Origin of the sequence: Bacillus cabrialesii (assembly GCF_004124315.2) — a bacterium.
In the GTDB taxonomy this organism is placed as follows: Bacteria; Bacillota; Bacilli; order Bacillales; family Bacillaceae; genus Bacillus; species Bacillus cabrialesii.
Genome location: NZ_CP096889.1, coordinates 37,501 through 54,269 on the forward strand (window position 1 = coordinate 37,501; position 16,769 = coordinate 54,269).

Annotated in this window: 20 protein-coding genes (1 of these 20 running past the window's edge); 19 read left to right on the top strand and 1 reads right to left on the bottom strand. The window is 41.7% G+C overall.

Annotated elements, in window-relative coordinates:
• The 11 genes from EFK13_RS00195 to rsmI form a co-directional block, all read left to right on the top strand.
• Window positions 1-1,034, top strand: the 3' portion of a protein-coding gene (locus EFK13_RS00195) for a toxic anion resistance protein (protein WP_129506979.1). Its footprint begins 124 nt before the window's first position; the window shows 1,034 of its 1,158 coding nt (coding positions 125-1,158); its start codon lies beyond the left edge, outside the window; the stop codon is at window positions 1,032-1,034.
• Window positions 1,035-1,115: 81 nt separating this feature from the next.
• Complete coding sequence (locus EFK13_RS00200) at window positions 1,116-2,558, top strand: aminotransferase class I/II-fold pyridoxal phosphate-dependent enzyme (RefSeq protein WP_129506978.1); 1,443 nt, start codon at window positions 1,116-1,118, stop codon at window positions 2,556-2,558.
• Entirely contained in the window at window positions 2,555-3,193 is a 639-nt protein-coding gene (gene tmk, locus EFK13_RS00205) for a dTMP kinase (RefSeq protein WP_129506977.1), read from the top strand. Before EFK13_RS00200 ends, tmk begins: the two co-directional genes overlap by 4 nt.
• Before the next feature lie 74 nt (window positions 3,194-3,267).
• Window positions 3,268-3,597 carry a cyclic di-AMP receptor DarA gene (gene darA, locus EFK13_RS00210; protein ID WP_003218295.1) on the top strand — a complete coding sequence of 110 codons (330 nt, stop codon included), beginning with the start codon at window positions 3,268-3,270 and terminating at the stop codon, window positions 3,595-3,597.
• A 12-nt stretch (window positions 3,598-3,609) separates the two neighbouring features.
• Window positions 3,610-4,050: a YaaR family protein gene (locus EFK13_RS00215; RefSeq protein WP_129506976.1), complete on the top strand. Its 441-nt coding sequence runs from the start codon at window positions 3,610-3,612 to the stop codon at window positions 4,048-4,050.
• An 11-nt stretch (window positions 4,051-4,061) separates the two neighbouring features.
• The gene (gene holB, locus EFK13_RS00220) at window positions 4,062-5,051 is read left to right on the top strand and encodes a DNA polymerase III subunit delta' (protein WP_129506975.1); all 990 of its coding nucleotides are present in this window, start codon (window positions 4,062-4,064) and stop codon (window positions 5,049-5,051) included.
• Between the two features lie 2 nt (window positions 5,052-5,053).
• Window positions 5,054-5,881 carry a competence/sporulation regulator complex protein RicT gene (ricT, locus tag EFK13_RS00225; RefSeq protein ID WP_064814097.1) on the top strand — a complete coding sequence of 276 codons (828 nt, stop codon included), beginning with the start codon at window positions 5,054-5,056 and terminating at the stop codon, window positions 5,879-5,881.
• A 14-nt stretch (window positions 5,882-5,895) separates the two neighbouring features.
• A complete protein-coding gene (gene yabA / locus EFK13_RS00230; protein ID WP_129506974.1) occupies window positions 5,896-6,255 on the top strand; it encodes a replication initiation-control protein YabA in 360 nt (119 codons plus the stop codon).
• Window positions 6,256-6,313: 58 nt separating this feature from the next.
• Window positions 6,314-7,057: a tRNA1(Val) (adenine(37)-N6)-methyltransferase gene (locus EFK13_RS00235; RefSeq protein WP_129506973.1), complete on the top strand. Its 744-nt coding sequence runs from the start codon at window positions 6,314-6,316 to the stop codon at window positions 7,055-7,057.
• The gene (locus EFK13_RS00240; RefSeq protein ID WP_075747711.1) at window positions 7,044-7,343 is read left to right on the top strand and encodes a GIY-YIG nuclease family protein; all 300 of its coding nucleotides are present in this window, start codon (window positions 7,044-7,046) and stop codon (window positions 7,341-7,343) included. The genes EFK13_RS00235 and EFK13_RS00240 overlap by 14 nt, the downstream gene beginning before the upstream one ends.
• The gene (gene rsmI / locus EFK13_RS00245) at window positions 7,318-8,196 is read left to right on the top strand and encodes a 16S rRNA (cytidine(1402)-2'-O)-methyltransferase (protein WP_129506972.1); all 879 of its coding nucleotides are present in this window, start codon (window positions 7,318-7,320) and stop codon (window positions 8,194-8,196) included. The genes EFK13_RS00240 and rsmI overlap by 26 nt, the downstream gene beginning before the upstream one ends.
• 48 nt (window positions 8,197-8,244) lie before the next feature.
• Here the strand turns inward: rsmI and abrB are convergent, their stop codons facing one another.
• Window positions 8,245-8,535: a transition state genes transcriptional regulator AbrB gene (gene abrB / locus EFK13_RS00250; protein ID WP_003226760.1), complete on the bottom strand. Its 291-nt coding sequence runs from the start codon at window positions 8,533-8,535 to the stop codon at window positions 8,245-8,247.
• A 494-nt stretch (window positions 8,536-9,029) separates the two neighbouring features.
• Here abrB and metG point away from each other — a divergent pair, with 494 nt between their 5' ends.
• The 8 genes from metG (at window position 9,030) to EFK13_RS00290 (ending at window position 16,766) form a co-directional block, all read left to right on the top strand.
• Window positions 9,030-11,024, top strand: a complete 1,995-nt coding sequence (gene metG, locus EFK13_RS00255; protein ID WP_129506983.1) for a methionine--tRNA ligase — start codon at window positions 9,030-9,032, stop codon at window positions 11,022-11,024.
• A 78-nt stretch (window positions 11,025-11,102) separates the two neighbouring features.
• Window positions 11,103-11,870, top strand: coding sequence for a TatD family hydrolase (locus tag EFK13_RS00260; RefSeq protein ID WP_129506971.1), 768 nt, complete (start codon window positions 11,103-11,105; stop codon window positions 11,868-11,870).
• A 155-nt stretch (window positions 11,871-12,025) separates the two neighbouring features.
• Entirely contained in the window at window positions 12,026-13,339 is a 1,314-nt protein-coding gene (locus EFK13_RS00265; RefSeq protein ID WP_129506970.1) for a ubiquitin-like domain-containing protein, read from the top strand.
• 144 nt (window positions 13,340-13,483) lie between these two features.
• Window positions 13,484-14,044, top strand: a complete 561-nt coding sequence (gene rnmV, locus EFK13_RS00270; protein WP_129506969.1) for a ribonuclease M5 — start codon at window positions 13,484-13,486, stop codon at window positions 14,042-14,044.
• The gene (gene rsmA / locus EFK13_RS00275; protein ID WP_129506968.1) at window positions 14,037-14,915 is read left to right on the top strand and encodes a 16S rRNA (adenine(1518)-N(6)/adenine(1519)-N(6))-dimethyltransferase RsmA; all 879 of its coding nucleotides are present in this window, start codon (window positions 14,037-14,039) and stop codon (window positions 14,913-14,915) included. The genes rnmV and rsmA overlap by 8 nt, the downstream gene beginning before the upstream one ends.
• A 161-nt stretch (window positions 14,916-15,076) precedes the next feature.
• Window positions 15,077-15,949, top strand: coding sequence for a sporulation-specific protease PrtG (gene prtG / locus EFK13_RS00280; protein WP_129506967.1), 873 nt, complete (start codon window positions 15,077-15,079; stop codon window positions 15,947-15,949).
• A 211-nt stretch (window positions 15,950-16,160) separates the two neighbouring features.
• Window positions 16,161-16,421, top strand: a complete 261-nt coding sequence (gene veg / locus EFK13_RS00285; protein ID WP_003218330.1) for a biofilm formation stimulator Veg — start codon at window positions 16,161-16,163, stop codon at window positions 16,419-16,421.
• Window positions 16,422-16,580: 159 nt separating this feature from the next.
• The gene (locus EFK13_RS00290; RefSeq protein WP_064814087.1) at window positions 16,581-16,766 is read left to right on the top strand and encodes a small, acid-soluble spore protein, alpha/beta type; all 186 of its coding nucleotides are present in this window, start codon (window positions 16,581-16,583) and stop codon (window positions 16,764-16,766) included.
• Window positions 16,767-16,769 lie beyond the last annotated feature (3 nt).

Genomic DNA, 16,769 nt, shown 5'->3' on the forward strand with positions numbered 1-16,769 from the left:
TTCCGGAGGAAAACAAAGACAAAGCAATTCAGCTCGCTAAACAGATCGATCATAAAAATATGCAGAGCATTGTTTTATACGGTTCACAAGCTCAGTCTAAACTGCTGAATTTTTCTCATACCATGATTGATCATGTTCAAAAAAAGGATGTCGGAGAGATTGGTGAAATACTTGGAGAGCTGATGAAAAAACTGGAGCAAGTAAATCCTGATGATCTTCAGTCTAAGAAAAAGGGTTTTTTGGCACGCGTGTTCGGAAGAGTATCGAATTCTCTTCAGGAGGTTCTGTCTAAATATCAAAAGACCAGCGTACAGATAGACAGAATCAGCTTGAAGCTGGAGCATGCTAAAAATGCTTTAATCAGTGACAATAAGCTGTTAGAGCAGCTATATGAAAAAAACAAAGAGTATTTTGCTGCGCTGAATGTTTATATCGCTGCAGGGGAATTGAAGCTGGAGGAATTAAAAACAAAAACGATTCCTGAACTGAGGCAACAGGCCGAATCAAGTGAGCACAACCAAATGGCCGTTCAAGAAGTAAACGATTTGGTTCAATTTGCTGACCGGTTAGATAAAAGGGTGCACGATTTGCTGTTGAGCAGGCAAATTACAATCCAAAGCGCTCCGCAAATTAGGCTGATTCAGAATACAAATCAAGCGTTAGCTGAAAAAATCCAGTCATCTATTGTGACTGCGATTCCGCTTTGGAAAAATCAAGTGGCGATTGCGCTAACACTTTTAAGGCAACGCAATGCAGTGGATGCCCAACAGAAAGTATCTGATACAACCAACGAGCTTCTACTGAAGAATGCGGAGCTTTTGAAAACCAATACGATTGAAACCGTGCGGGCAAATGAACGAGGTCTTGTTGATATCGATACTTTAAAGAAGGTACAGGAAAGCTTAATCAGCACGCTGGAAGAAACGTTGACCATACAAGAAGAGGGTCGAATCAAACGCCGTCAGGCAGAAGAAGAGCTCATGATGATGGAAGGCGATTTGAAGCAAAAGCTGCTTACCCTAAAGGAAAGATAGTTACCAGTAAGTCTAGCTTTAAGTTCTGTGAGAGGCACGATATAATAAAGTATAAGAAGACACATTCAAAGGATTGTTTTTATGAACACACCTTTATATACAGCATTGATTCAACATGCGAGAAGAAATTCTCATTCATTTCATGTTCCGGGACATCACAATGGAGATGTCTTTTTTGATGACGCAAAGTCGATATTTGATCCGCTTCTCACCATTGATGTAACTGAACTGGCAGGGCTGGATGATCTCCATCATCCTTCAGGGGTGATTAAGGAAGCCCAAGGGCTTGTCAGTCAATTATATGGATCGGCGGAAAGTTTTTTTCTGGTGAATGGTACGACTGTCGGAAATTTAGCGATGATTTTATCTGTTTGTGAACCGGGTGATACAATTCTGGTTCAAAGAAACTGTCATAAATCTGTATTTCATGCTGTTGATTTGTCGGGTGCTGAGCCGGTTTACCTCGCACCTGACATTGATGCAGCGTTGCATGTGCCTACGCATGTCCCGATTGATACCATTAAAGAAGCCTTGGCGGCATATCCAGATGCGAAAGGCCTGGTGCTGACCAATCCGACTTATTACGGGCATAGTACTGATTTGACCGAAATCATTTCAGAGGCCCATAAGTACGGGATCCCTGTTTTGGTGGATGAAGCGCATGGCGCACATTTTGTCTTGGGGGAGCCTTTTCCTGTTTCAGCTCTAAAAATGGGAGCGGATATTGTTGTACAGTCGGCTCACAAAACGCTGCCTGCCATGACGATGGGTTCCTATCTGCACCTCAGCAATAGCAGCAGAGTTGACCGGGATCGGGTGGCAGAGTACTTAAACCGACTACAAAGCAGCAGCCCGTCCTATCCGATTATGGCTTCGTTAGACGTTGCCCGCGCTTATGTTCAGCGTATTATAGAAGAACAGAAGCTTCCTGACATTCTGCAGCGAATCCAATCACTTAAACAAACGTTTGATTCACTTACAAATGCAGAAGCTGTCAGACCGGCCGACCCACGAATGATAACGGATCCGCTGAAGCTCACCATTCGTTCGAAACGGGGCCATTCTGGGTATACGCTGCAAAACATATTAGAGCGAGCCAACATATTTACTGAGCTTGCTGACGAAAATCAAGTCTTGCTCGTTCTTCCATTAGGAGGAAAACGCAGAATAAACGCTGAAACCATTAAAAGCATTGATGGAGAGATTGAAAAAACGCCTTCGGATCAGATGTTTGTTTCTGCAGAATGGGGAGCGCAGCCTGTTACTGTTTTGCCTTATCAAAAAAAGGTCTTGCATACGTTCAAGAAAGAATATGTGGACTTTGATGAAGCAGCAGGCCGGCTGAACGCAGAGGATGTCATTCCTTATCCCCCGGGTATCCCGATGATCATGGCGGGAGAAAGAATAACGGAAGAAAGTGTGCAAAAGCTCAGCCGCTTGATCAGCATGAAAACGCATGTTCAAGGGAATATGAAAATCAAAGAGAAACAACTACTTGTTTATATAGAAGAGGAGAAATCATGAGCGGTTTATTTATTACATTCGAAGGTCCTGAAGGTGCGGGGAAAACGACTGTTCTGCAGGAAATCAAAAACATACTGACAGCAGAAGGCCTTCAGGTTACGGCAACTCGAGAGCCAGGCGGCATAGATATTGCAGAACAAATTCGAGAGGTTATTCTGAATGAGAACAACACATTAATGGACCCAAAGACAGAAGCTCTCTTATATGCGGCTGCAAGACGCCAGCATTTAGTTGAAAAAGTAAAACCAGCATTAGAACAGGGGCATGTTGTTCTTTGCGACAGATTCATAGACAGCTCGCTCGCCTACCAAGGGTACGCAAGAGGACTTGGGATTGATGAGGTTCTGTCAATTAACGAATTTGCAATTGGTGATATGATGCCCCATGTAACGGTTTATTTTTCAATTGATCCAGAAGAAGGGCTGAAACGGATTCATGCAAACGGATCGCGGGAGAAAAACCGGCTTGATTTAGAAAAATTAAGCTTCCATACAAAGGTACAGGAAGGTTATCAAGAACTGATGAAGCGATTCCCGAAGAGATTTCATTCAATTGATGCCAGCCAATCCAAAGATTCTGTCGTTCAGGACGTTCTCAAGGTTATCAATGAAGCATTGAAAAAAATTCAATTGTGACCTGTTTCCCAATAGTTGATATAATAATGTAAACGAGATCATTGTTGTTTCCAATCTAAAGGAGGCCTTCACAGATGAAATTAATAGTGGCAGTTGTTCAAGATCAGGACAGCAACAGACTTTTGAAAACTTTAACAGATCACAACTTTAGAGTCACAAAGCTTGCGACGACGGGAGGATTTCTTAAATCAGGCAATACAACGTTTATGATTGGTGTCGAGGACATACGCGTCGATAAAGCATTAAGTCTTATTAAAGAAAACGGACAGAAACGTGATCAGATGATTGCCCCTGTATCTCCAATGGGCGGAAATGCTGATTCATATGTCCCTTATCCAGTCGAAGTTGAAGTTGGCGGAGCGACAGTATTTGTCCTTCCAGTCGATGAATTTCATCAATTTTAAGGATTTGAAACTGTGAAAATTAATAAAGATATACGTACTTTTATAGATAATAAGCAGCTTCCTTCTGTGAAAACTTCTGAGATCACAGCATCGTTTAAAACATCAATGGAAAACCATAGCAGCAAATTGAAATTTGATCAGCTCACCAGACTGTTATCAGATATAGAAGCGTTTGGAAAAAGATTGACGAAGTCGCGGAATTTTAAAGATCTGGCGAGATTTAAAGGACTTGTAAAACGTTTTGTCAAAGAAACTGTAGACAGCGGTCTTTCACATGAAACATCGAAAAGCTTTGACCTGTATGGCAACAGCAGAACACTGGGTCTTGTGAAAGAAATAGATGAGAAACTGATACAGCTTACGGAAGAGATGATGGATCAGGAAAAACCGGCAATTGATTTGCTGGACCGTATTGGCGAAATAAAAGGTTTATTGATTAACCTTTACACATAGAGAGTGATACAATGGCAATATCCTGGAAGGAAATGAACGAGCTTCAGCCCAGAGTGATGAAGCTTTTATATAATAGTATTGAGAAGGACAGACTATCACACGCTTATTTATTTGAGGGAAAAAAAGGAACGGGCAAGCTTGATGCCGCGCTCCTTCTTGCGAAAAGCTTTTTTTGCCTGGAGGATGGCGCGGAGCCTTGTGAGAGCTGTCGAAACTGTAAACGGATAGAGTCAGGGAACCACCCTGATCTCCATCTAGTCCAGCCTGATGGTTTATCGATCAAAAAGGCGCAAATTCAAGCGCTGCAAGAGGAGTTTTCTAAGACAGGGCTTGAGTCGCATAAAAAGCTTTATATTATTTCGCACGCAGATCAAATGACAGCGAATGCGGCGAACAGCCTGCTAAAATTTTTAGAAGAACCGAATAAAGACACAATGGCCATCCTCATCACTGAGCAGCCCCAAAGGTTATTGGACACCATCATTTCAAGATGCCAAACCCTTCCTTTTCAGCCTTTGCAGCCGAAAGCAATTGAAGACAGACTGATCGAACAGGAAGTCTCGCCTCATATGGCAAGACTTCTTGCGAACATGACCAACAATGTAGCTGAAGCAGTCGAATTAAGTCGAAATGATGAGTTTGCAGAGTCTAGAGTGAAAGTGATAAAATTGTATGAAGTCCTACACCAGCGGAAAGGACATGCTTTTTTCTTTATTCAAGATCAATGGATGCCCTTTTTCAAAGAAAAAACCCATCAAGAAATGGGTCTTGATATGCTCTTATTGATATATCGCGATGTGTTGTCCATCCAAATAGGAAATGAAGATAAATTGATTTATCAAGACTTATTCCAATCAATAAAACAGCATGCGCTACAATCAACACAACAAAGCGTTACGAATCAGATACTTGCTGTTTTAGAAGCAAAGAAACGGCTTCATTCCAATGTGAATGTACAAGGATTAATGGAGCACTTGGTGTTAATGTTGCAGGAGGGATAAGCTTGTACAATGTAATTGGTGTCCGCTTTAAGAAAGCGGGTAAAATATATTATTTTGATCCGAATGGATTTCATATAGAACATGACAGCTGCGTAATTGTAGAAACTGTCAGAGGCGTTGAGTACGGCCAGGTTGTGATTGCAAACAAACAGGTGGATGAGCATGATGTGGTGCTGCCCCTTAGAAAAGTGATACGCGTGGCAGACGAGCGCGATCTTCTCATCGTAGAAGAAAACAAACAGGAAGCTTTATCAGCATTTGACATCTGCCAAAAGAAAGTGGCTGAACATGGCTTGGATATGAAGCTGGTCGATGTTGAATTTACGTTTGACCGTAATAAAGTCATTTTTTACTTCACTGCTGACGGCCGAGTTGACTTTAGAGAGCTTGTTAAGGATTTGGCTTCTATCTTTAAAACAAGAATTGAGCTTCGCCAAATCGGAGTGAGGGATGAGGCGAAAATGCTCGGAGGAATCGGCCCTTGCGGAAGAATGCTTTGCTGTTCAACGTTCCTTGGAGATTTTGAACCCGTTTCCATTAAAATGGCCAAGGATCAGAACTTGTCTTTAAATCCTACGAAGATTTCAGGTCTTTGCGGACGTTTGATGTGCTGTCTAAAATATGAGAACGATGAATATGAGACGGCAAAAGAACAGCTTCCGGATTTAGGAGAAATGATTACGACAGCAAGCGGCCCTGCAAAGGTCGTTGGGCTTAATATTCTGGAACGGGTGCTTCAGGTGGAACTGATAAACCGTGAAAAAGTGATAGAATATACTTGGGAAGAGCTCTTGGAAGAGGGCGTCGTATCCGCACAAACCACAGATTAACGAGGTGTGGAACCTTGGATAAAAAAGAGTTATTTGATACAGTCATTAACTTAGAAGAACAAATTGGCTCACTGTACCGGCAGCTGGGAGATTTGAAGCAGCATATCGGTGAGATGATTGAGGAAAATCATCATTTACAGCTTGAAAACAAGCATTTGCGCAAACGGCTGGACGATACGACGCAGCAGATTGAAAAGTTCAAAGCTGATAAAAAAGAATTAAAAACACAGAAGACAGAGCAAACTGATATTGGGGAAGGATATGATAATCTGGCACGCCTGTACCAAGAAGGATTTCATATCTGCAATGTCCACTATGGAAGTGTTCGAAAAGAAGATTGTCTTTTCTGTCTGTCATTCTTGAATAAAAAATAAGGAAAAGGCTTCCGCATCAGACGGGAGCCTTTTTCAAAGGTACTGAAAGGATAAGAAGATGGTTTCATTACGTGATGATGAAAGATTAGATTATTTGCTGGCAGAGGACATGAAAATCATACAAAGTCCAACGGTGTTTGCTTTTTCATTGGACGCTGTGCTTCTGTCCAGATTTGCGTACGTTCCGATACAAAAAGGAAAAATCGTTGATCTGTGCACCGGCAATGGCATTGTTCCGCTGCTGCTCAGTACAAGATCAAAAGCAGACATTCTTGGAGTCGAAATTCAAGAAAGGCTGCATGATATGGCTATTCGCAGTGTGGAGTACAATAAACTGCAGGAACAGATTCAGATCATACATGATGATTTGAAAAACATGCCCGAGAAGCTGGGGCATAACCGATATGATGTGGTCACCTGCAATCCGCCGTATTTTAAAACGCCGAAACAGACAGAACAAAACATGAACGAGCACCTCAGAATCGCAAGACATGAAATCCACTGCACACTGGAGGATGTCATTTCAGTCAGCAGCAAGCTGCTTAAGCAAGGAGGAAAGGCAGCCCTTGTTCACCGGCCGGGCCGGCTTTTGGAGATTTTTGAACTGATGAAGGCTTATCAAATTGAGCCGAAGCGTGTGCAATTTGTCTATCCGAAGCAAGGGAAAGAAGCCAATACCATTTTGGTTGAAGGAATTAAAGGCGGACGTCCGGATTTAAAAATTCTTCCCCCTCTGTTTGTTTATGATGAACAAAATGAATATACGAAAGAAATCAGGACCATTTTATATGGAGACAAATAACCATTTCTTCTACGTCGTGAAATGTAAGGATAATAGCTGGTATGCCGGGTATACCAACGATCTGCAGAAACGGGTAAAAACACACAATGATGGAAAGGGCGCAAAGTATACAAAAGTACGGCGTCCAGTTGAATTGATTTTTGCCGAGGCTTTCACAACGAAGCGGGAAGCCATGCAGGCGGAATATTATTTCAAAAAACTAACTCGAAAGAAAAAAGAGCTTTATATAGAAGAAAAGCGGAACAGCGAGGAGGCTGTATATGTTAAGGCGCCAAATGAGCTTTAATGGAAAGTCGGACATGGGGATTCTTTATTTGGTCCCAACCCCAATCGGGAATTTAGAGGATATGACATTTCGGGCAATCGACACGTTGAAATCAGTGGATGCGATTGCTGCGGAAGATACGAGACAAACGAAAAAGCTTTGTCATGTATACGAAATTGAAACACCTCTCGTTAGTTATCACGAACATAACAAAGAAAGCAGCGGCCACAAAATCATTGAATGGCTGAAATCGGGAAAAAACATCGCTCTTGTCAGTGATGCCGGGCTGCCGACGATATCTGATCCGGGAGCGGAAATCGTGAAGGATTTTACAGAGATAGGCGGTTATGTTGTTCCGCTGCCAGGAGCAAATGCCGCATTAACAGCACTAATCGCTTCAGGGATTGTACCGCAGCCTTTCTTCTTTTATGGTTTTCTCAACAGGCAGAAAAAAGAAAAGAAAAAGGAGCTTGAAATCCTTAAAAAAAGGCGAGAAACGATTGTTTTTTATGAAGCGCCTCACAGATTGAAGGAAACCTTGTCAGCGATGGCAGAAATATTAGGAGATCGGGAAATTGCTGTAACGCGCGAACTTACTAAGAAATATGAAGAGTTCATCAGAGGCACGATATCAGAGGTCATTGAATGGGCAAACGAGGATCAGATACGCGGTGAGTTTTGCCTCGTCGTAGAAGGAAGCAAAAATGAAGAATCAGATGAGGAAGCACAATGGTGGGAAATCCTCACGGTAAAAGAACATGTCGAGCACTACATCTCGAAAGGCGCTACTTCTAAAGAAGCTATTAAAAAAGCAGCGGTCGATCGCAATGTTCCAAAGCGTGAAGTGTATGATGCTTACCATATCCAGCAATAAAAAAACGTTCTTGTGTCATAACAAGAACGTTTTTTGTACAAGAAATGATTATTTAAGGTTTTGAAGCTGGTTTTGGATTTCGCTGATGATTTGCTCAGCGCCTTCTTTACTAAGAACCAATTTACCGCCTGCAAGTTTAAGGTTATCATCAGAAACTTCACCAGTTACTTGGCAAGTCATGTTTGGTTTATATTTTTTAAGGATGATTTTTTCATCATCAACATAAATTTCAAGAGCATCTTTTTCTGCGATTCCAAGAGTACGACGCAGTTCGATAGGAATAACTACACGTCCTAATTCATCAACTTTACGCACAATACCAGTAGATTTCATAAACATTCTCCTCCCGAGAGATAATTATTTGGTTGAATTATATTTTTCTTCGTCATTATTCGACAAAATCCTTACCTTCATAGCATAACAAGGTTTCCAATAATCGTCAATCTTTTTGTTTACTATTGATTGTAAGAATTAGTTCTTATAGTCAGTAATGTCTCGGAAACTACCGGAATAACAGCATTTTATAAATTTCTAATAAAGCTATTATCCTACTAAAATTCCTTTTAAATCAAGACTTTCGAACCAAGGTTTTTTATTTCATTTGATTATATACGACAAAATTCGACATGAACAGACTTTTTTTATTTTCATTAAAGATTTTTAATTTTAATTATTCTTTTTCAGGGCATACGTATATATTCTTGATCTTAAAGGCTAAGATGGTATCATAGATAAAGGATAAATATAAATACTAATCATATATGATTTGCACTTATCGCCGCTCTCGTCCTTTGGGCGGGAGCTTTTTGACATTCTGATTGGGAGGTTTCATGATGCCGCAAGAAAACAATACATTTTACATTACAACACCGATTTATTATCCGAGCGGAAAATTACATATCGGCCATGCATATACGACAGTCGCGGGAGATGCAATGGCGCGTTACAAAAGATTAAAAGGGTTTGATGTTCGCTATTTAACGGGAACGGACGAGCATGGACAAAAGATCCAGCAAAAAGCTGAGCAGGAAAACATTACACCTCAGGAGTATGTGGATCGCGCAGCGGCAGATATTCAGAAACTGTGGAAGCAGCTTGAAATCTCAAATGATGACTTTATCCGTACGACAGAAAAACGGCATAAAGTTGTGATTGAAAAGGTGTTTCAAAAGCTTCTTGATAATGGAGACATCTATCTTGATGAATATGAAGGCTGGTACAGTATTCCCGATGAAACGTTCTACACGGAAACACAGCTCGTTGATATCGAGCGAAATGAAAAGGGAGAGGTCATTGGCGGAAAAAGCCCTGACAGCGGACACCCTGTTGAATTGATTAAAGAGGAATCTTATTTCTTCCGTATGGGGAAATACGCTGACCGTCTTCTGAAATACTATGAAGAAAACCCGACATTCATTCAGCCGGAATCACGTAAAAACGAAATGATCAACAACTTCATCAAGCCTGGACTTGAGGATTTAGCTGTATCACGTACTACTTTTGATTGGGGCGTGAAGGTGCCGGAAAATCCAAAGCATGTTGTATATGTTTGGATTGACGCACTATTTAACTATTTAACAGCACTCGGTTATGATACCGAAAATGATGAGCTTTATCAAAAATATTGGCCTGCCGATGTTCATTTAGTCGGTAAGGAGATTGTGCGATTCCATACCATTTACTGGCCGATTATGCTGATGGCTCTGGATCTGCCGCTGCCGAAGCAAGTATTCGCGCATGGCTGGCTTTTGATGAAAGACGGAAAAATGTCGAAATCAAAAGGGAACGTTGTAGATCCGGTTACATTAATTGAACGCTACGGTTTAGATGAGCTTCGTTATTACCTGCTTCGCGAAGTGCCATTCGGATCTGACGGTGTATTCACGCCGGAAGGTTTTGTTGAACGGATTAACTATGATTTAGCGAACGATTTAGGAAACCTATTGAATCGTACGGTCGCGATGATCAATAAGTATTTTGACGGACAAATCGGTTCTTACAAAGGTGCCGTAACGGAATTTGACCAGACGCTCACTTCAGTCGCTGAAGAAACAGTGAAGGCTTACGAGAAAGCAATGGAAAATATGGAGTTCTCGGTGGCCCTTTCAACATTATGGCAGCTAATCAGCCGCACAAATAAATACATTGATGAGACAGCTCCATGGGTGCTTGCGAAAGATCCGGCAAAAGAAGAAGAACTGCAATCTGTTATGTATCACTTAGCTGAATCATTGCGTATTTCAGCTGTGTTGCTTCAGCCGTTCTTAACAAAGACACCGGAAAAAATGTTCGAGCAGCTGGGCATTACTGACGAATCGTTAAAAGCGTGGGATAGCATTACAGCTTTCGGCCAGCTGAAAGATACAAAAGTACAAAAAGGCGAGCCGTTATTCCCTCGTTTAGAGGCAGAAGAAGAAATTGCTTACATCAAAGGGAAGATGCAGGGCTCTGCGCCAGCGAAAGAAGAAACAAAAGAAGAAGAACCGCAAGAGGTTGATCGTTTACCTGAAATTACGATCGATCAATTCATGGATGTAGAACTTCGCGTGGCGGAGGTCATCAAGGCAGAGCCAGTGAAAAAAGCAGACCGTTTATTGAAGCTTCAGCTGGATCTTGGTTTTGAAAAACGCCAAGTCGTTTCCGGCATTGCGAAGCATTATACGCCTGAAGAGCTTGCAGGGAAAAAACTTGTATGTGTAACAAATCTAAAACCGGTTAAGCTGAGAGGCGAGCTTTCTCAAGGTATGATCCTAGCAGGGGAAGCAGACGGCGTGTTAAAAGTCGTGTCTATTGATCAGTCATTACCGAAAGGCACAAGAATTAAATAGTGATAAACAAAAGGTGTTTCACGTGTAACAATTCGTCGAACACCTTTTGTGTTTCGACAAGAAAGGAGTTTTTTACTGATGTTGTTTGACACACACGCGCATTTAAATGCGGAACAATATGATACTGATTTGGAAGAGGTTATTGAACGGGCAAAAGCTGAGAAAGTCGAACGAATTGTCGTAGTTGGTTTTGACCGTCCGACAATTACCCGTGCGATGGAAATGATTGAGGAATATGATTTTATTTATGCAGCCATCGGCTGGCACCCTGTTGACGCGATTGATATGACAGATGAAGATTTAGCGTGGATTAAAGAGCTTTCTGTTCATGAAAAAGTGGTAGCGATAGGTGAAATGGGACTGGATTATCATTGGGATAAATCTCCTAAAGATGTTCAAAAAGAGGTATTCAAAAAACAAATCGCCTTAGCAAAAGAGGTCAATCTGCCTATTATCATTCATAACCGTGATGCTACGGAGGATGTCGTGACGATTTTGAAAGAGGAAGGCGCTGAAGCTGTTGGCGGAATCATGCACTGCTTTACAGGAAGTGCGGAAGTGGCGAGAGAATGCATGAAAATGAATTTTTATTTATCATTTGGGGGACCGGTGACATTCAAAAATGCGAAGAAGCCGAAGGAAGTTGTGAAGGAAATTCCGAATGACCGTTTACTGATTGAAACTGATTGCCCGTTTCTCACACCCCACCCTTTCCGCGGGAAAAGAAATGAACCAAGCTATGTGAAATATGTGGCGGAGCAAATCGCTGAATTAAAAGGAATGACCTTCGAAGAGGTTGCGTCAATCACGACTGAAAATGCAAAAAGACTTTTCCGTATAAACTGACAAGAAACGCTAGCGGGTTTTGTAAGAGCTTGTCCCTTGCAGCGTTTTTCTATAAAAGTTCTACAGGCTTTCTTCTCCTCATAGGATAGGTTTGTCGACAAGTCTTTCTTCCGTTTCTCAGTGTATTTCAGGATAATGAAGAAGACACTGAGCTTTTGGGGGAAAGAGAAGGGAGGGTTGACAGCCTTTTAGATACTCTATATAATCTCTCCGAGGAGAAGGAGGCGTTTTTCATCATACAAAAAATGAAAAAGCTGTTTTCCGTAAAGCTTAGCAAAAGCAAAGTCATTCTGGTTGCTGCTTGTTTGCTATTGGCGGGAAGCGGGACTGCGTACGCGGCTCATGAGCTGACGAAACAATCAGTCTCAGTTTCTATCAATGGCAAAAAGAAACATATACGCACACATGCAAAAACAGTCGGAGATCTTTTGGAGACGCTTGATATAAACACAAGAGACGAAGATAAGGTCACACCTGCTAAAAAGACAGAGATAACAGCAGATCTGGACGTTGTGTATGAGGCTGCAAAACCTGTGAAGCTTACAATAAACGGGGAAGAAAAGACATTATGGTCAACAGCAAAAACGGTCGGTGCATTACTGGACGAACAAGATGTTGATGTGAAAGAACACGATCAAATTGATCCCGCAATAGATACAGATATTTCGAAAGACATGAAGATTAACGTAGAACCCGCATTCCAGGTGACTGTGAATGATGCAGGAAAACAAAAGAAGATCTGGACGACTTCGACTACGGTCGCTGACTTTTTAAAACAGCAAAAGATGAACATAAAAGACGAAGATAAAATCAAGCCTGCGTTAGATGCAAAGCTGACGAAAGGAAAGGCTGATATTACAATTACTCGTATCGAAAAGGTCACCGATGTAGTTGAAGAGAAAATAGCGTTCGATGTAAAAAAGCAAGAAGACGCTTCTCTTGAAAAAGGGAAAGAAAAGGTCGTCCAAAAAGGAAAAGAAGGCAAGCTTAAAAAACATTTTGAAGTCGTTAAAGAAAACGGCAAAGAAGTGTCCAGAGAGCTTGTAAAAGAAGAAACAGCTGAACAAAGCAAAGATAAAGTGATTGCTGTCGGCACAAAGCAAAGCAGTCCGAAGATTGAAAAGGTCAGTGCTTCCGGTGATTCAAAAACAGTTGTGTCCCGCAGCAATGAATCAACAGGCAAAGTCATGACGGTATCATCTACGGCTTATACAGCAAGCTGCAGCGGATGTTCAGGACATACAGCTACAGGCGTCAATTTGAAAAATAATCCGAATGCGAAAGTTATCGCTGTAGATCCAAATGTCATTCCGCTAGGCGCCAAAGTCCACGTTGAAGGCTATGGGTATGCCATTGCTGCAGATACTGGTTCAGCAATTAAAGGGAACAAAATAGACGTCTTTTTCCCAGAGAAATCATCGGCGTACCGATGGGGAAATAAAACAGTCAAAATTAAAATCTTAAATTAATCTATACTTATGTATTCAGAGGGTTTTGCGCCCTCTGTTTTTTTCGTTATAATAGACAAAGTGTATTTTCTGATTATTAGACGCTCGACATAAGAAAAAGTTTCATAAATATACAAAAGTTTTTATTTTGTCTTGGAGGAAATAATGAAAATTAAAGAGATCATTGTGGTCGAGGGACGTGATGATACGGCCCGCATCAAATTGGCTGTTGATGCAGACACAATTGAAACAAATGGTTCAGCTATCGATGATCAAGTGATTGAACAAATCCGTTTGGCCCAGAAGACCAGGGGCGTCATCATTTTAACGGATCCGGACTTCCCGGGAGAGAAGATCCGCAAAACCATTTCAGAGGCTGTACCCGGCTGTAAACATGCTTTTTTGCCAAAGCATCTTGCCAAACCTAAAAACAAGCGGGGAATTGGCGTGGAGCACGCATCGATTGAAAGCATTAGGGCATGTTTAGAAAACGTGCACGAAGAGATGGAAGCGCAGCCGAGTGACATTTCCGCTGAGGATCTGATTCATGCCGGACTGATTGGCGGATCTGCGGCCAAACGCCGCCGTGAACGACTGGGTGATCTGTTGAAAATCGGCTATACAAATGGCAAACAGCTTCAAAAACGGCTGCAAATGTTTCAAATTAAAAAAAGTGATTTTATGAGTGCGCTCGATACCGTTATGCGGGAGGAACAGAATGAATAAAGATATTGCGACACCGATTAGAACGAAAGAGATACTGAAGAAATACGGTTTTTCTTTTAAAAAGAGCTTAGGACAGAATTTCTTAATTGATACCAACATTTTAAACAGAATTGTCGATCACGCAGAAGTGACAGAGAAAACAGGTGTCATTGAAATCGGCCCGGGAATCGGGGCTTTGACCGAACAGCTCGCCAAGCGGGCGAAAAAGGTCGTGGCATTTGAGATTGACCAGCGATTATTGCCGATCCTGAAGGATACGCTGTCTCCTTATGACAATGTCACTGTCATTCATCAGGATGTATTAAAGGCTGACGTCAAATCGGTCATTGAAGAACAATTTCAAGACTGTGATGAGATCATGGTTGTAGCCAACCTTCCTTATTACGTGACAACGCCGATTATCATGAAACTGCTTGAAGAACATCTTCCGCTGAAAGGGATTGTGGTTATGCTGCAAAAAGAAGTGGCAGAGCGCATGGCGGCAGACCCTTCATCTAAGGAATACGGTTCACTTTCAATCGCGGTGCAATTTTATACAGAAGCCAAAACGGTGATGATCGTTCCGAAAACCGTGTTTGTTCCTCAGCCTAATGTCGATTCCGCCGTCATCCGTCTGATTCTCCGCGACGGCCCGGCAGTGGACGTGGAAAACGAAGCCTTTTTCTTTCAGTTAATCAAGGCAAGCTTTGCTCAGCGCCGTAAAACGCTGCTCAATAACTTAGTCAACAATCTCCCTGAAGGAAAAGCTCAAAAATCAACGATTGAACAAGTGCTGGAAGAAACAAATATTGACGGCAAGCGCCGAGGTGAATCCCTGTCTATTGAGGAGTTCGCAGCGCTATCTAACGGATTATATAAAGCCCTTTTCTAAAAGGGCTTTTTGTTTTGCGCACCACATGGACTGCCGCTACATAGGCTAGAGAAGGACCTTTAATTCATTGAGAAGAAAAAACTTGGACTCAGCGAAAAAAGGCCCTTTCTCAAGGCTCTTTCTTTCATGATGAGGCTTAGTCTATGTGTGGAGTGAGGAACGTGCAATTTCAAATAGGGGATATGGTAGCCAGAAAATCCTATCAAATGGATGTTTTGTTTCGCATTATAGGAATAGAGCAAACGAGCAAAGGAAATTCAATCGCCGTTTTGCATGGTGATGAAGTCAGGCTGATTGCTGATTCGGATTTTTCTGATCTGGTAACGGTAAAAAAAGATGAGCAGATGATGCGGAAAAAGAAAGATGAGAGCAGAATGAACGAATCGCTCGAATTGCTCCGCCAGGATTATAAGCTGCTCAGAGAAAAGCAGGAGTACTATGCGACAAGCCAATATCAGCATCAGGAGCATTATTTTCATATGCCTGGCAAGGTGCTTCACCTGGACGGTGATGAAGCGTATCTGAAAAAATGCCTGAATGTCTATAAAAAAATTGGAGTGCCGGTCTACGGCATCCATTGTCATGAAAAGAAAATGTCTGCTTCTATTGAAGAATTGCTCGACAAATATCGACCTGATATTCTGGTGATAACAGGGCATGATGCGTACTCGAAGCAAAAGGGCAGCGTTGATGATTTGAACGCGTACAGACATTCAAAGCACTTTGTTGAAACGGTTCAAAACGCCCGAAAAAAGATCCCTCACTTAGATCAGCTTGTTATTTTTGCGGGTGCCTGCCAATCCCATTTTGAATCACTCATAAGAGCGGGAGCGAATTTCGCGAGTTCACCATCAAGAGTCAACATTCATGCGCTTGATCCGGTATATATCGTCGCGAAAATCAGTTTTACGCCGTTTATGGAACGAATCAATGTATGGGAAGTGCTCCGTAATACGCTGACGAGAGAGAAAGGGCTTGGAGGTATTGAAACAAGAGGAGTGCTGAGAATTGGAATGCCTTATAAGTCCAATTAACAGATAAAAAACCCGCATAGATCTTCTATGCGGGTTTTTTATTTTACATAATGATACATAATTTACCGAAACTTGCGGAAAATAATTGAGGAATCATAGAATTTTGTCAAAATAATTTTATTGACAATGTCTTGTTAACGTTGATATAATTTAAATTTTATTTGACAAAAATGGGCTCATGTTGTACAATAAATGTAGTGAGGTGGATGCAATGGCGAAGACGTTGTCCGATATTAAAAGATCGCTTGATGGGAATTTAGGTAAAAGGCTGACGTTAAAAGCAAACGGTGGCCGCCGAAAAACGATTGAGCGTTCGGGCATTTTAGCTGAGACGTACCCTTCTGTTTTTGTGATACAACTAGATCAAGACGAGAACTCGTTTGAAAGAGTTTCATACAGTTATGCTGATATTTTGACTGAGACTGTAGAGCTGACATTTAATGATGACGCCGCAAGCTCAGTGGCATTTTAACGGGCAGTGAACCTTTTGTTTACTGCTTTTTGTTTTGCACTTTTTTGGTTTCCAGTAATTTTAACGAAAGTTCCATCTGATTTAACAAAAGATAAAACGGTCACATATTATCGTGACGTGCACGAATGGCTATCACTTCTAAAAAAGGGGTTGTTTCGTTTGGGCAGACGTCGTGGAGTTATGTCAGATGAGTTTAAATATGAGCTGGCTAAAGACCTTGGTTTTTATGACACAGTAAAAAATGGCGGCTGGGGTGAAATTAAGGCCCGCGATGCTGGTAACATGGTAAAGCGCGCCATTGAAATCGCCGAACAGCAAATGGCTCAGAATCAGAATAACCGATAAGGA

What these genes read in the sequence shown, in the direction of transcription:
- rsmI (WP_129506972.1), top strand. Translation starts at nt 7,318, where the DNA reads ATGTTAAGGCGCCAAATGAGCTTTAATGGAAAGTCGGACATGGGGATT.
- darA (WP_003218295.1), top strand. Translation starts at nt 3,268, where the DNA reads ATGAAATTAATAGTGGCAGTTGTTCAAGATCAGGACAGCAACAGACTT.
- holB (WP_129506975.1), top strand. Translation starts at nt 4,062, where the DNA reads ATGGCAATATCCTGGAAGGAAATGAACGAGCTTCAGCCCAGAGTGATG.
- EFK13_RS00235 (WP_129506973.1), top strand. Translation starts at nt 6,314, where the DNA reads ATGGTTTCATTACGTGATGATGAAAGATTAGATTATTTGCTGGCAGAG.
- metG (WP_129506983.1), top strand. Translation starts at nt 9,030, where the DNA reads ATGCCGCAAGAAAACAATACATTTTACATTACAACACCGATTTATTAT.
- veg (WP_003218330.1), top strand. Translation starts at nt 16,161, where the DNA reads ATGGCGAAGACGTTGTCCGATATTAAAAGATCGCTTGATGGGAATTTA.
- abrB (WP_003226760.1), bottom strand. Translation starts at nt 8,535, where the DNA reads ATGTTTATGAAATCTACTGGTATTGTGCGTAAAGTTGATGAATTAGGA.
- EFK13_RS00260 (WP_129506971.1), top strand. Translation starts at nt 11,103, where the DNA reads ATGTTGTTTGACACACACGCGCATTTAAATGCGGAACAATATGATACT.
- rsmA (WP_129506968.1), top strand. Translation starts at nt 14,037, where the DNA reads ATGAATAAAGATATTGCGACACCGATTAGAACGAAAGAGATACTGAAG.
- EFK13_RS00200 (WP_129506978.1), top strand. Translation starts at nt 1,116, where the DNA reads ATGAACACACCTTTATATACAGCATTGATTCAACATGCGAGAAGAAAT.
- tmk (WP_129506977.1), top strand. Translation starts at nt 2,555, where the DNA reads ATGAGCGGTTTATTTATTACATTCGAAGGTCCTGAAGGTGCGGGGAAA.
- EFK13_RS00240 (WP_075747711.1), top strand. Translation starts at nt 7,044, where the DNA reads ATGGAGACAAATAACCATTTCTTCTACGTCGTGAAATGTAAGGATAAT.
- rnmV (WP_129506969.1), top strand. Translation starts at nt 13,484, where the DNA reads ATGAAAATTAAAGAGATCATTGTGGTCGAGGGACGTGATGATACGGCC.